At 43.3% G+C, this 12,377-nt stretch carries 14 protein-coding genes; 5 read left to right on the top strand and 9 right to left on the bottom strand.

The genetic code is table 11. The annotated features are described in order from the left end of the window. Positions 1-19: 19 nt before the first annotated feature. Positions 20-1,216, bottom strand: coding sequence for a GGDEF domain-containing protein (locus FTV48_RS04545; RefSeq protein WP_179999518.1), 1,197 nt, complete (start codon positions 1,214-1,216; stop codon positions 20-22). Positions 1,217-1,478: 262 nt separating this feature from the next. Here FTV48_RS04545 and FTV48_RS04540 point away from each other — a divergent pair, with 262 nt between their 5' ends. Next, on the top strand, positions 1,479-2,048 hold the full coding sequence (locus tag FTV48_RS04540; RefSeq protein ID WP_005094985.1) for an FMN-dependent NADH-azoreductase: 570 nt from the start codon (positions 1,479-1,481) through the stop codon (positions 2,046-2,048). 62 nt (positions 2,049-2,110) lie between these two features. Here the strand turns inward: FTV48_RS04540 and FTV48_RS04535 are convergent, their stop codons facing one another. Further along, on the bottom strand, positions 2,111-3,022 hold the full coding sequence (locus tag FTV48_RS04535; protein ID WP_005094987.1) for an alpha/beta hydrolase: 912 nt from the start codon (positions 3,020-3,022) through the stop codon (positions 2,111-2,113). Between the two features lie 156 nt (positions 3,023-3,178). Between FTV48_RS04535 and FTV48_RS04530 the strand changes: the two genes are divergently transcribed. Then, on the top strand, positions 3,179-3,616 hold the full coding sequence (locus FTV48_RS04530) for a DUF2147 domain-containing protein (protein ID WP_005173279.1): 438 nt from the start codon (positions 3,179-3,181) through the stop codon (positions 3,614-3,616). Between the two features lie 70 nt (positions 3,617-3,686). Here the strand turns inward: FTV48_RS04530 and FTV48_RS04525 are convergent, their stop codons facing one another. Both FTV48_RS04525 and FTV48_RS04520 read right to left on the bottom strand, forming a co-directional pair. Next, the gene (locus tag FTV48_RS04525; protein ID WP_034609159.1) at positions 3,687-4,037 is read right to left on the bottom strand and encodes a Spx/MgsR family RNA polymerase-binding regulatory protein; all 351 of its coding nucleotides are present in this window, start codon (positions 4,035-4,037) and stop codon (positions 3,687-3,689) included. A gap of 463 nt (positions 4,038-4,500) precedes the next feature. Continuing rightward, positions 4,501-5,319 carry an exodeoxyribonuclease III gene (locus FTV48_RS04520; protein WP_005094995.1) on the bottom strand — a complete coding sequence of 273 codons (819 nt, stop codon included), beginning with the start codon at positions 5,317-5,319 and terminating at the stop codon, positions 4,501-4,503. A gap of 40 nt (positions 5,320-5,359) precedes the next feature. On the opposite strand from FTV48_RS04520, the gene pyrE reads away from it, so the two are divergent. Continuing rightward, positions 5,360-6,010, top strand: coding sequence for an orotate phosphoribosyltransferase (pyrE, locus tag FTV48_RS04515; protein ID WP_005094997.1), 651 nt, complete (start codon positions 5,360-5,362; stop codon positions 6,008-6,010). Between the two features lie 597 nt (positions 6,011-6,607). Here pyrE and FTV48_RS04510 read toward each other — a convergent pair. Beyond that, positions 6,608-6,817, bottom strand: a complete 210-nt coding sequence (locus FTV48_RS04510) for a cold-shock protein (protein WP_005094999.1) — start codon at positions 6,815-6,817, stop codon at positions 6,608-6,610. A gap of 547 nt (positions 6,818-7,364) precedes the next feature. Here FTV48_RS04510 and FTV48_RS04505 point away from each other — a divergent pair. Continuing rightward, positions 7,365-7,691: a hypothetical protein gene (locus FTV48_RS04505; RefSeq protein ID WP_005095001.1), complete on the top strand. Its 327-nt coding sequence runs from the start codon at positions 7,365-7,367 to the stop codon at positions 7,689-7,691. A gap of 149 nt (positions 7,692-7,840) precedes the next feature. Here the strand turns inward: FTV48_RS04505 and FTV48_RS04500 are convergent, their stop codons facing one another. From FTV48_RS04500 to FTV48_RS04485, 4 genes are all read right to left on the bottom strand, one after another. Further along, the gene (locus tag FTV48_RS04500) at positions 7,841-8,746 is read right to left on the bottom strand and encodes a copper resistance protein B (RefSeq protein ID WP_179999516.1); all 906 of its coding nucleotides are present in this window, start codon (positions 8,744-8,746) and stop codon (positions 7,841-7,843) included. After that, positions 8,733-10,490, bottom strand: a complete 1,758-nt coding sequence (locus FTV48_RS04495) for a copper resistance system multicopper oxidase (protein WP_179999514.1) — start codon at positions 10,488-10,490, stop codon at positions 8,733-8,735. Before FTV48_RS04495 ends, FTV48_RS04500 begins: the two co-directional genes overlap by 14 nt. 40 nt (positions 10,491-10,530) lie before the next feature. Next, on the bottom strand, positions 10,531-10,911 hold the full coding sequence (locus tag FTV48_RS04490; RefSeq protein WP_253602679.1) for a hypothetical protein: 381 nt from the start codon (positions 10,909-10,911) through the stop codon (positions 10,531-10,533). Positions 10,912-11,071: 160 nt separating this feature from the next. Continuing rightward, positions 11,072-11,272 carry a DUF3565 domain-containing protein gene (locus FTV48_RS04485; RefSeq protein ID WP_004281307.1) on the bottom strand — a complete coding sequence of 67 codons (201 nt, stop codon included), beginning with the start codon at positions 11,270-11,272 and terminating at the stop codon, positions 11,072-11,074. A gap of 144 nt (positions 11,273-11,416) precedes the next feature. On the opposite strand from FTV48_RS04485, the gene gshB reads away from it, so the two are divergent. Further along, entirely contained in the window at positions 11,417-12,367 is a 951-nt protein-coding gene (gshB, locus tag FTV48_RS04480; protein ID WP_005095009.1) for a glutathione synthase, read from the top strand. Positions 12,368-12,377: the final 10 nt, after the last annotated feature.

Genomic DNA, 12,377 nt, shown 5'->3' with positions numbered 1-12,377 from the left:
TCGAAAAAGCTGAACCCGTTTAAGAAACCTGCATCTGTGCAGTCACCGGCTCAACATAGGCTTTGACCCGATTACGTCCACCGGCTTTGGCCTGATAAAGCGCCTGATCGGCCTGACTGAGTAGCTGTTGTGGGCGTAACTCGGCTTTGGAAATAGCAATTCCGAAACTGGCAGTCACCGGAATCGGCTCACCTTCATCACTCATCATCTGTAATTGCTGAATCGCGCTGCGGCAGCGTTCTGCTACTTGTTTGGCTTTTTCCAGACTGGTATTTTTCAGCACCAAAATGAACTCTTCACCGCCAAAGCGGCCCACTACATCACTTTCGCGTAACTGTTGGCTTAATACAGCACTGACTTCAACCAAGGTTTCATCGCCCTTATGATGACCATACAGATCATTAATTTTCTTAAAGTGATCCAGATCTAAGAGAACCAGGGCGTAATGGGGTACAGCCGTAGCATTGAGCTGATCCAGACATTGATTGATACTGCGCCGGTTAAACAGGTTGGTGAGCGGATCAATCTGACTGAGCTGCTTGATGAGTTCTTCACGATGACGCCATTGGCTGAGTAAAATTTCAAATAACACCATGCATACAGCTAAAATTGGGACAATGAAATACAGCATTGAAAACAGCCAGAAAGCATTATAAAAATGTTTGTCCTGAATGTTGAATAAAGGAGAATAAGGCAATTGCTGACTGAAGCTCAAATAAGCGCAACCGCCTAAAAAGAGCGAGGCTGGAATCAGCATGCTATAAACCAGCCTGCGATGAAACAGCACCAGTCCCACCATAATTAAACAGACATAGGATGTGGTGGCCACAGGACTGATCACCCCCACGACATAGGCATCACGGCACAGCGAAATCACAAAAGTACCGACTGCCAGATAGGGCAAATAACGTTCCACCAGAGGATTGCCCTGAAATTTATAACAGGGATAAATCAGTGCCAATAAAATCACTAAAAAGCTGCTGTTCAGGATAACTTGGGTATGAACCCGTTCTAACTGAACATATTGCCAATACTCTGGATTGAATAAAACAAAGATATCCCAACCGAGCCAGGTCAGATGTACGCCGCAGCCCAAAGTTAGCATCAGGATGCACTTTTTGAGAATACTCCAGTTCATCACGACTTCATCTTCGACCAGATATTTCGTGATTCTGTGTTTGATTATTTTTTGTAATACAGGCGATATTCGCTTCATGTTGTCGGTCTGACTTAAATTATTATGGCAACTTTTTAAGATTTATTGACTGTTTATAGCTTTATTTACATAAGATAACATAAGTTTTAACGCTTGATAAACCACAATATTTAATGCGTCTGCAAAATAGGAATTTCTAATATTAAAGCTGGTTTTGTTCTAAATTCAGAATGATGTGTTTTATCTGTGCTAATTATTTCATGCAACCTAAGCCTTAAAATGGCTGCATTAGTTAGATAGCCCCATAGATGAGAGCGAAGCCATGAAAGTTTTACAGATTGATTCCAGTATTTTAGGCGATGCCTCTATTTCGCGTCAGCTGACTCAGGCGTTGGTAAGTCAGTTACAACAAAAACATGCTCAGGCCATCGAGCTTGAATATCTCGATCTTGCTGCGCAGCCGATTCCACATCTCACGGCTGAAATTTTAATGGGTCAGAATGCAGAACAGACTGCATTAGGCGAAGACATCCTGCAACAGTATTTACAGGCAGATATCGTGGTGATTGGCGCGGCCATGTATAACTTTGGCTTACCATCGACCTTAAAAGCCTGGATTGACCGGATCTGTGTGGCGGGACGTACGTTTAAATATACCGAACAAGGCCCTGTCGGTCTGGCGGGCAATAAAAAAGTATATATTGCCAGCAGCCGTGGCGGAGTTTATGGGGAGCAAAGTCCTGCCGATTTTCAGGAAGCTTTTTTGAAAACCGTGTTTAACTTTACCGGCGTAACCGATATTGAAGTGATTCGTGCGGAAGGCGTGAACATGGGCGAAACGATCAAGGCACAAGCCTTAGAGACGGCATTGCAGCAGGTTCAAGCCATCTAAATATCCAAAAACAACTCAAAAGGTCAGCCTATGCTGGCCTTTTTTATATGGGTGAACAGTGATTAATCTCGATCCAGACGGTGCGCGAAGGCTGCCAGATCGCTCAGCGCCTGTTGGGCTTCCTCAAACCAGGCACTGAACATCTGAAAGTTATGCCACATGCCGGTATACAGTTTAAATTCCACATCGACACCCGCCTGTTCGGCTTTTTCCTTAAAACGACTGGCATCATCCAGTAGAATTTCCTTGGAACCGACCTGAATATGAGTTGGGGGCAAGCCGCTTAAATCGGCGAAAAAGGGCGAAACTTCCGGATCACCCCGATCGATGGCACGCGGGACATAATATTCAATGCCAGTTTCAACTGTTTCCAGAGACAGCAGGGCATCATGTTTCTGGTTATAGCGCAACGATTCACTGGTCATGGTCAAATCCAGCAAAGGAGACAACAGAATCAAACCACTCACTTGTGGGAGGTTTTCTTTTTGTAATTTGAGCGCCAAGGCCAGCGCCAGATTGGCCCCACAAGAATCACCGGACAGGATGATATCTTTGGCCTGAACGCCTTGATCGAGCAATAAGTTATACACATCAAACAAGGCTTCCAAGGCCTCTGGATAGGCAGATTCCGGTGACAGCGGATAATCTACATGCAGTACCTGCATCTGGGTTCGAGCCGCAATTTGAGTCATAAAGGCACGATGGGTATTTAAAGAGCCTAAATAAAATGCCCCGCCATGAATATGAAAAATCAGCTGGGTCGACTCTTGCTGCGGCTTAATTTCCTCTGCGCGCAGACCCGCCAGACGTAGCGAACGAATCTGTACGGTTTTGTCTTGTGGAAAGAGTTTGCACATCTGCTCCAGTGCAATGCGCATTGAACTTGGTGGAAGATTGAATCTGCTCGGGGCACGAATGACTGTCTTTAAGATGCTTTCTGTAATTAATTGTTTTGTTAACGGGCTTATCTTCATTTTCCTTCCATCTTTTTGTGCTTTTATTGATCATGTAGATTATTTACCAACCATATTTACAAGGTTACACTAAATAGTCACAGCTAAAAATTGAAAAATTGTTGTGACTTTTTAATACTACAGAGGTCTATTTTCAGACTAAGGAAATGAAGAAAAATGAAAAAAATAGCGCTTATGTTAGGACTACTAGGCTTATCTGTACTGGCAAATGCCGCAGATCCTTTAAATGGCACGGTTTGGAAAACCATTGATGATAAAACCAAGCAGCCTAAGGCCATGGTTAAATTTACTGAACAAAAGAACGGTACGCTGTCAGCAAGTATTCAATCTGTGTTAACACCAGGTGAAGAAAATGCCTGTACCAAGTGTGAAGGTCCGTACAAGAACAAGTCACTCAAAGGCTTGACCATTGTGAAAGGTCTTAAGAATTCAGGTGGTACCAGCTATGACAGTGGTTCAATTCTGGATCCGCAATCTGGTAAAACTTACAAACTAAAAGGCCAACTGGCAGATGGTGGCAAGAAACTTGAGCTTCGTGGCTTTATTGGTGTGGCAGCATTAGGCCGTAACCAGACTTGGGTTCGTGCAAACTAATCCAGTTCGATAGAAAGATAAAAGCCTGACTGCTGTCAGGCTTTTTTGTATGGATTATTTAGAATAATAATTAATTACTTAAGGTGCGATAAGCCGCGTCATCAAAACCGGCAATAAAACCTGTGGGCGTGGCCAAGATCGGACGTTTAATTAAACTGGTATGAGTGCTTAATGCGGCAATTAAAGCATCTTCACTGGACAGCGCCGTTTGCTGCTGTTCTTCAGTCAGTTTGCGCCATGTGGTTCCTTTTTTATTTAATACCACATCCTGACCCAGCGCATTCAGCCAGACTTTAATGGTATCAGCATCGATGCCCTGTTTCTTATAGTCATGAAATTCATAGCTCAACCCCAGCTCAGTCAGTAGGTCAAAAGCTTTTTTCATCGAATTGCAGTTTTTAATCCCGTAAATTTTTAACATATTCGCCATCTAACACATCTTAAATCATGGCCTAGCTTAACCAAATTCGCAGCAGTCGACCATGCAAAATAGAATGATTAGAAAACAATTTAAAATAGGGAGGCAGAATCGTCATCAAAATGACATCAATGCGCTTTAAAATGATTAACCAGAAAAACAACAATAAAAAAAATAATAATTTTAGGCAGTGGAAATAGAAAACCCGCATTTAATCATCCTGATCATGCGGGTCTCAATTCAACGTCCATTGTCACATCCATGAAAAACAAGCTAAATGTTTTAGTTTGTTTTATTTTCTTCCTACGGCGTCCTGTCCTTATATTGTCATCCTGACATGTCCCTGTGCCGTGAGGCTATAATGCTCTGTTATGACATCGAGATAAACCCAAAAAATACGTCATGTCATGTAAGCAATAAGCCTTAATTGAGTGAATAGGTGTGCACTCAACTGATAGGTATCTTTTTATAGTTTGTAGTCGATGATCACTGGGGCATGATCGCTAAACCATTGTTCCTTATACACCCAGGCATTGACGGTACGCTCTTTCCAGTCTGGTGAGCAGGCCTGATAATCAATCCGCCAACCGACGTTCTTGGCTCGGGCTTGTCCGCGGTTTGACCACCAGGAATACAGTTCAGCTTCTTTGCGTACTTCGCGGAACGTATCGACATAACCGAGTTCATCATAGATATGATCTAGCCAGGCGCGCTCATGTGGTAAACAGCCGGAAGCTTTCTGGTTGCCGGACCAGTTTTTAATATCAATCCGTTTATGCACGATGTTGTAATCACCGCAGACAATCACCGATTTATTTTCATCGCGCCATTGTTTCAGGATTTTGGCATATTCTTCCAGAAAGTGATCTTTACGCGCTTGTGCTTCATCGCCTGATGAGCCGGAAGGTAGATACAATGAACAGATATGGGCCGTTTGCTCCAAACCTAAATCAAATTCGGCTGCAATAAAACGGCCTTGCGAATCTGCCAGTTCAAAGCCCAGACCATCGGTTAAAGAGACGAAGGGCAGGCGGCTATAAATCGCGGTACCGGCATAACCTGGACGTTCGGCAGGGAATAGATGAGTATACCAGCCTTCCGGTTTAAATTTATCGGTCCACTGCACATGGGTGATCCGGCTTTCCTGCATACAGATCACATCGGCATCCGACTGTTCCATCCATTCCAATAGGCCTTTGCTCACCGATGAGCGTAAACCGTTGACATTAATTGAAACGACACGAAGAATTTTTTGATCACCTGGATAGCTACTCTTTGGTATCATGCGCAAGTCTTACCTTAATTAATGGATTTAGGAGCACCTCATGCCAACGCCAGCTCAGTTTAACCCGCAAGCTTTTATCGAACTCGCATTATCACGCGGTGTGCTTAAATTTGGTGAGTTTACTTTAAAATCGGGACGTGTGAGTCCCTATTTTTTTAATGCGGGTCTGCTGAATGATGGTGAAGCCTTAACATTGCTGGCTTCTGGCTATGCAGCAAAATTAACGGCATGTGACCATGTGGAAGTGGTTTTTGGTCCTGCATATAAAGGTATTCCTTTTGTGGCAGCGACCGCTGTGGCGCTATCACAAAATCATGGGGTGAGTGTGCCTTGGGGTTTTAACCGCAAAGAAGCCAAAGATCATGGCGAGGGTGGCGTGCTAGTCGGTGCTTCTGTAGCAGGTAAAAAAGTCTGGATCATTGATGACGTGATCACGGCAGGAACAGCGATTCGTGAAGTCGTGACAATCTTGAAAAATGCCGGTGCACAAATCGCAGGTGTTTTGGTTGCACTTGACCGTCAGGAAAAAGGTCAGGGCGATTTATCAGCCATTCAGGAAGTGCAGCAAGAGCTCGAGATTCCTGTACATGCCTTAATTACCATGAAAGATTTGATGGACTATCTGGAAACCAAGGGCGATCAAGAAGCTTTAGCTAAAATGGAAGATTATCGAGTTAAATACGGGATCTAAGCGGTGATCCTTATCGTAAAGGAAGCTACAGCTTCCTTTTTTGTTTTAAAGTTCAATTGATGTAGAAATTAAGCATGCAAATACAGGGTGAATACTTAAAAAACTAAGTCAAAGTGCTGTAATTCAAAGATTTTTAATATTAAAGACTTTCAATCTTGATGTAGATGAATACAGTTTAAAATACTGGAAATTGACAATAATATTCAGTGATTCTGTACGCATTTGCTTACGTGAGTTCAAGCCGTTTGCGTCTATACGTGCTGTGCTGCATTGCCTATGATGAATTCATCAGGAACAGGATGTTCCATAAAAGAATAACAAGAGATAAATACAAGGAAAGTAAGGTAAGACAGGAGTCATACCCAGCGAACCAACACGAAAATCCCCCGGCAGGATGCTGGGGGATTTTCATTTTTAGCGATTCATGCAGGCCCAGATGTAACAGGCTTAGGCGCGGGGAGAATAAATAAGGTGAGTTACTGGTTTAAATGACTGGAATAGGTTTAGAGAGCATCACCAACCGATCGCTTTTGAAGATTGTTAATCTTTAGAGCCAAAAAAAGCACCTTAAGGTGCTTTTTTTATTGCTGGGCTAAATTATAGCGCAACGATATTGATCGCGTTCGGGCCTTTTTGACCTTCAACTACGCTGAAAGAAACGCGTTGGCCTTCAAACAATGTTTTGAAGCCAGAACTGCTAATTTCTTTAAAATGAGCAAAAACGTCAGGACCTGATTCTTGTTGAATAAAACCAAAACCTTTAGTTTCGTTAAACCATTTCACTGTACCGGTAACTGTAGTAGACATAATATAACCTATCAAATTTTTAATAATTTTAGCCATTGAAATGACTATGGATAACTTTGAAAAACAACAAGAATTGAAATAAAGATCTGAAAAAACTGAGGATTATAAAATAACACTGCGGTACTTAAAGAAGTTTAACTAAACAACACTTTTTTCTAGTTGAGTACAGCATAACCTAAATCAGCAAATATTCAAGTTTTTTATATTTATTATTTATTTTTCTTATAAATATACGTGGATCTTTCTTTTTAAATATGTGCTGGTCAATTTTTTTAGTATGACTGACTGTATAAAAGATTTACTCAAGCAAAACAACAAACATACATTTTACTTACGTTACTTTATGTTAATCAAACTGAACCAGTACGCGGCAATATTTTTCTAAGTGAATGTATTTTATAACATTGGGTAAATTTGTAGCTGGCTTGTTTAAGATAGTTCTGGTCATTGTTCAGCTATTCAAAGGCCCCTATATTAAAAACACATGGAAAAATTAACTATAAGAATTTCTTAATTTTAATTTAAAACCAGAATAAGAGTGAGTCTCATGGATTACTGGAATTGTGTTTTATTAATCTCCATTATTGCAGTTGTAGGCCTAACGATTATTATCCTGCTAGTCGGCTGTAAAATCTGGAAAAACCTGATCGTCACTTTACTGATTTCGACCATAATGAGTTTTTTGATTATCTATGCCATCAACTTTATCTTTGGAAAGAGTCTGCATTTCCTTTGGGGTCACCGGGAAGTCGGGAATCTTGACTTTATGCTTGAAATTGGGCTGATGAGTCTGGTGATTGGTGGGGTAATCACCTTTATGATTATGTTAGGCACCTTGATTGCCAAAAGTAATGATAAACAGAGTGAGGAATAGAAACAGAGAGCAGGCAGTAGCAATGTTTTCTCTGGACAATACACAGCCTCCTTCTCTTGAGTCAATTTAATAACAGCCGACGAAGTATGAATGGGTTTTTCATACTTCGTCGTGGTCTTACCTTTTATCTTAAAAATGATAATCCGTCCTTAAAACATCATTTTAAGTCCTAAAGCATAGATCCAGACCCGGTCAGAGCCGGATGCCTGCTGCCAGACAGCCTGTTTGTTTCCTTTGCTATATTCATAGCCAACCTGCAGATAAGGCATGACTTTTTTACTGATCTCATAACGGGTTTCCAGTCCTAATGTCGCATGACTCAGACCAGATTTTTTCGCATTCGCAGCTTGATCATTGAAAATGAGATCCAGTTCAATAAAGGGCTGCATAATCAGTTTCTGAGTCAGCAACAGGTCACGTTCTGTTTCCAGTTTGAATCCGACAAAATCATCTTCACCGACATAGAGATAGGCATCGGTTTCAAAAAAATAAGGGGCCAGGCCATGCAGTCCAAGCACTGCATCGAAACGTTCATTTTGTAGGGAAGCTGTATGCTGGCTTATATTTTCCTGACGGTAGCGCAAACCGGTTTGTACATCCCAGAAATTGGAAATATTACGGCTATACAGGATTTCGGCCGCATAGTCAGCCTGACTCGATTCAGATTTATCTGCCTGCAGCTTGAGAAAAACCTTGTTTTCATCAGTACCAATTCTGGCTTCATTCTCTGATTTAAAAGCGCCATTTCCAGCTGAATTGATTTGCCATTTCTGGTCCAGAATGACTTGGCTATAAATCTGTGCACCATGTTCTTTCCGATGGTCATGCTCCGCAGTAGCGCCAACAGGTTTTTCGTGCCCTACAGATTCTTGATCAGATAAAGATCGAGCTTGTTGGGTATGTGAGCGTAGATCCGGCACTGCAATAGGAGCGCTGTGATGTACTGCGGTTTTGCTAGGATGATGATCCTGATGATCCGCTGCCAATATACCGAAACTCGCCACGAGCAGTGCACTGCTTAATACCGATTTTAAAAAGAGCTTAGTGATGTGCATGGCTTTCTCCTTGATCCACTGCTGGCTTTGACGGCATTTGTTGCGGCGAAGCATGAGAAGCTTGATCGTCATTCACATGTGCCACAATCAGCTTATTCATCATGCCGGCACTCATGTGATAGAGCAGATGGCAGTGAATCGCCCATTCTCCCAGTTCATCTGCCGTTAATAAGGTTGTGAGCGTTTTTCCAGGTGGCACAATCACGGTGTGTTTATTTGGCATCTGTGCAGCAGATTGACCATTTTCCAGCTGCATAAACATGCCATGTAAATGCATCGGATGCGCCATCATGCTGTCATTGATAAATTTCAAACGGATCCGTTCGCCATATTGCACCTGCAATGGTTCGGCATCACTGAATTTTTTACCATTGATGGTCCAGATATAACGTTCCATGGTTCCACCCAGACGAATCACCAGTTCACGTTCTGCGGCTCGGGTATCGGTTTGTGGCGTCAGGGCTTTGAGGTCTTGATATTGCAATGCTTTATGCCCTGCAGGCGTAGACATATTGGCCCAACCCTCAACCGGTGGATGAGACGGATTTGTCTTGGGTATAGCACTGTGACCTGCGTGCTGGGCATACTCATCATGTTTAGGCGTATCTGTTGCAGATTGCGTGGTCTGACTGCTGTGTGCGGTATGAGACATGTCATGCTGTTCGCCATGTCTCATATCTTCCATGGTCAATAAGGCACGTGGACGTGGCGTCGGTAATTGAATCGGATGCGTCGCTGGATCAGCCTCATTGTGCAAGCTGCCAATGGCAAAGCCTGAACGGTCGATCGATTCGGCTTCAATCTGGTAATGAGGTGCAGTTGGTTCCACAATCACATCATACGTTTCAGCAGTCCCGATACGGAACTCATCTACAGCGACCGGCTGTACAGCTTGTCCATCGGCGCTAACCACGGTCATTTTAAGCTGGGGAATACGTACATCGAAAAACGACATGGCCGAGGCATTAATGAATCGCAGACGAACCTTTTCATTCGGTTTAAATTGGCCGCTCCAGTTCTGTTGCGGGGTTTTGCCATTGATTAAAAAGGTATAACCGCTGACATCAGACAGGTCGGTTTTCAACATGCGCATCTGGTTCCACATTTTGCGATCTGACCAGGTGGCCTTGAGACCGTCACGTTTTACCTGCTGGAGTACATCGCCCACGGTTTCACGCTGATTCTGATAATATTCAGCCGATTTTTTTAAATTATTCTGAATCTGCTGGCTGTCCTGTTCATGAAAATCCGACAGCATCACCACATAATCCCGCTCGGTTTTTTCATGCTCAGGCATCGGTGTTTGTGCTTTAGGATAAATCACCAAGGCACCATATAAGCCGTCCTGTTCCTGGCCTTTGGAATGCGCATGATACCAATAGGTACCGTTTTGACGAACCTTGAAACGATAAGTAAAAGACTGCTTCGGTTTGATACCCTGAAAACCATTAAATCCAGGGACACCATCCATTAGGCCGGGCAGGAGCAGGCCATGCCAGTGCAGCGAGGTATCTTGATTCTTCAGGTTGTTTTGTACATGAATGACTGCATCATCACCTTCTTCAAATTCCAGCAAGGGTGCAGGGAATTTTCCGTTTACAGTGATACGCTTGACCGTCTTTCCGGTGAGATTGATCGGGCTTTCATCAATGACCAGATGATATTCTTTTACGGCTGCAAACAGGGCAGACGACGAGATGAGACCGAAGCCCAGACACAGGCTTTGACTGATTTTAAGCAACATAACTTAATCCTTAATGAATAAAAAAATTGAATATTCAGGATTAAGTTTTGGGTGGGCGCAGGATTTCCTGCCAATAACCGGCAAGGTGTTTGGCATGATAAGTTGGGAGGAGGGTTCTTTCTAGAGAATGATGGTCGAATACTGTCAGTTCAGGGGCCGAAATTTGCAAGCCGCTCATCTGGCTTTGACAGGCCATCGTACTGCAATCCAGACAGTCTTGTGAGTGCTGTGGCGTATCCGGAAAACAGTCAGCCTGTGTCAGGTCTTGATCTGAGTTATGCGCAGATTCATGCATAGCATGAGAGGTGGAGGCTTTTACCATATCCAGACAATGGCTGCTCATCTGTTCAGACGACATGACCAAATGCATGGTTGTTGCAGAAGCAATAGACACACTGCTCCAGCCTATGGCAAAAACCATAAGCATCACCAACCAGATCTGTTTGACGAGCCGTGTGAGCAAAGTCCACCCTGAAAAAATACGCTGCATGTTTGAGCAATAAAAGCATAAACGCAGTGACTGCAATTAGCAAATCCTGTGCGAGATTATTTTTAGTCAGCTACATCACACTTTTATAGGTTCAGGTTTCAGTTTCGCACTTTTCACATTTTTTACAATCCAGCAGCATGCCGAGCTTTTCTTTGCGACCTTGCTCGGTCATCACCCAGGGCCGATTTTGCCACGGCGGGGTATGCCGTACATGCTGGCCATGTCCGCAGGCCAGCTCTGCAACCCAATGCTGTTCTTCATCCAAATGAAAACCGATAATTGCCTGTTGCATGGCAAACCTCCTTTTGAGCTCAATCTGCCTCAGTACTTATCTAAAAATCTATACAGAACAAGTCATGCAAAATCACCATAAACAAAAGAATCCACACAAGCTATACTCCTTGCTAAGTCATTTTTTGAAAAAGAGCAGAGACACATGCGCGTACTTGTTGTGATGGATCCCATCGAAAATGTAAACCTGAAGAAAGACTCGACCATGGCCATGCTTTGGGCAGCAGCACGCCGTGGGCATGAGCTTGGTTATGCATTACAACAAGATTTATATATTGAACAGGGCAAAGCTTTTGGTTTGATAGCGCCGCTACAGGTGTTTGAAGACTACGATCACTATTATGAACTCGGTGAAAAAAAGAAAGAATCCATCGCTGCTTATGATGTGGTGTTAATGCGTAAAGATCCACCTTTTGATATGAATTTTGTCTACACCACTTATATTCTGGAGCAGGCAGAACGCGAAGGTGCATGGATTATTAACAAGCCACAAAGCCTGCGTGACTGTAATGAAAAACTGTTTGCGACCCAGTTCCCGCATCTGCAAGTTCCGACACTGGTGACTTCGCAGCAAAGCCTGATTCGTGAGTTTCTCAAAGAACAGGTCGATGTGATTGTGAAACCGCTGGATGGCATGGGGGGTACTGGAATTTTCCGCCTGTATCAGGATGGCATCAATATTGGTTCAACCATTGAAATGCTGACCAATAACGGTACCCAGCCGATTATGGCACAGCGTTATATTCCTGAAATTGTCGAAGGTGATAAACGTATCCTGATGATTAATGGCGAGCCAGTACCATATTGCTTGGCCCGTATTCCACAAAATGGTGAAGTGCGCGGCAATCTGGCGGCAGGCGGTCTGGGAGAAGCACGTCCACTGACTGAAAATGACCGCGCTATTGCGGCAAAAGTAGGCCCTTATCTTAGAGAAAAAGGTCTGGTTTTTGTAGGACTGGATGTAATTGGTAATTATGTCACTGAAATTAATGTAACCAGCCCAACCTGTATCCGTGAAATTGATGACCAGTTTGGAACCTCAATTGCCGATGATCTGTTTGCTGTATTAGAGGCAGGCCGTTCGCAGCAGGTTTAAACCAGACAGA

This window comes from Acinetobacter sp. YH18001, assembly GCF_013416975.1.
GTDB lineage: Bacteria > Pseudomonadota > Gammaproteobacteria > Pseudomonadales > Moraxellaceae > Acinetobacter > Acinetobacter pseudolwoffii.
Note: the sequence above shows the minus strand (reverse complement) of the source record. Positions and strands in the feature narration are given on the sequence as shown.

What these genes read in the sequence shown, in the direction of transcription:
- FTV48_RS04500 (WP_179999516.1), bottom strand. Translation starts at nt 8,746, where the DNA reads ATGCACATCACTAAGCTCTTTTTAAAATCGGTATTAAGCAGTGCACTG.
- FTV48_RS04510 (WP_005094999.1), bottom strand. Translation starts at nt 6,817, where the DNA reads ATGTCTACTACAGTTACCGGTACAGTGAAATGGTTTAACGAAACTAAA.
- pyrE (WP_005094997.1), top strand. Translation starts at nt 5,360, where the DNA reads ATGCCAACGCCAGCTCAGTTTAACCCGCAAGCTTTTATCGAACTCGCA.
- FTV48_RS04520 (WP_005094995.1), bottom strand. Translation starts at nt 5,319, where the DNA reads ATGATACCAAAGAGTAGCTATCCAGGTGATCAAAAAATTCTTCGTGTC.
- FTV48_RS04530 (WP_005173279.1), top strand. Translation starts at nt 3,179, where the DNA reads ATGAAAAAAATAGCGCTTATGTTAGGACTACTAGGCTTATCTGTACTG.
- FTV48_RS04505 (WP_005095001.1), top strand. Translation starts at nt 7,365, where the DNA reads ATGGATTACTGGAATTGTGTTTTATTAATCTCCATTATTGCAGTTGTA.
- FTV48_RS04545 (WP_179999518.1), bottom strand. Translation starts at nt 1,216, where the DNA reads ATGAAGCGAATATCGCCTGTATTACAAAAAATAATCAAACACAGAATC.
- FTV48_RS04525 (WP_034609159.1), bottom strand. Translation starts at nt 4,037, where the DNA reads ATGTTAAAAATTTACGGGATTAAAAACTGCAATTCGATGAAAAAAGCT.
- FTV48_RS04490 (WP_253602679.1), bottom strand. Translation starts at nt 10,911, where the DNA reads ATGGTTTTTGCCATAGGCTGGAGCAGTGTGTCTATTGCTTCTGCAACA.
- FTV48_RS04485 (WP_004281307.1), bottom strand. Translation starts at nt 11,272, where the DNA reads ATGCAACAGGCAATTATCGGTTTTCATTTGGATGAAGAACAGCATTGG.
- FTV48_RS04540 (WP_005094985.1), top strand. Translation starts at nt 1,479, where the DNA reads ATGAAAGTTTTACAGATTGATTCCAGTATTTTAGGCGATGCCTCTATT.
- gshB (WP_005095009.1), top strand. Translation starts at nt 11,417, where the DNA reads ATGCGCGTACTTGTTGTGATGGATCCCATCGAAAATGTAAACCTGAAG.
- FTV48_RS04495 (WP_179999514.1), bottom strand. Translation starts at nt 10,490, where the DNA reads ATGTTGCTTAAAATCAGTCAAAGCCTGTGTCTGGGCTTCGGTCTCATC.
- FTV48_RS04535 (WP_005094987.1), bottom strand. Translation starts at nt 3,022, where the DNA reads ATGAAGATAAGCCCGTTAACAAAACAATTAATTACAGAAAGCATCTTA.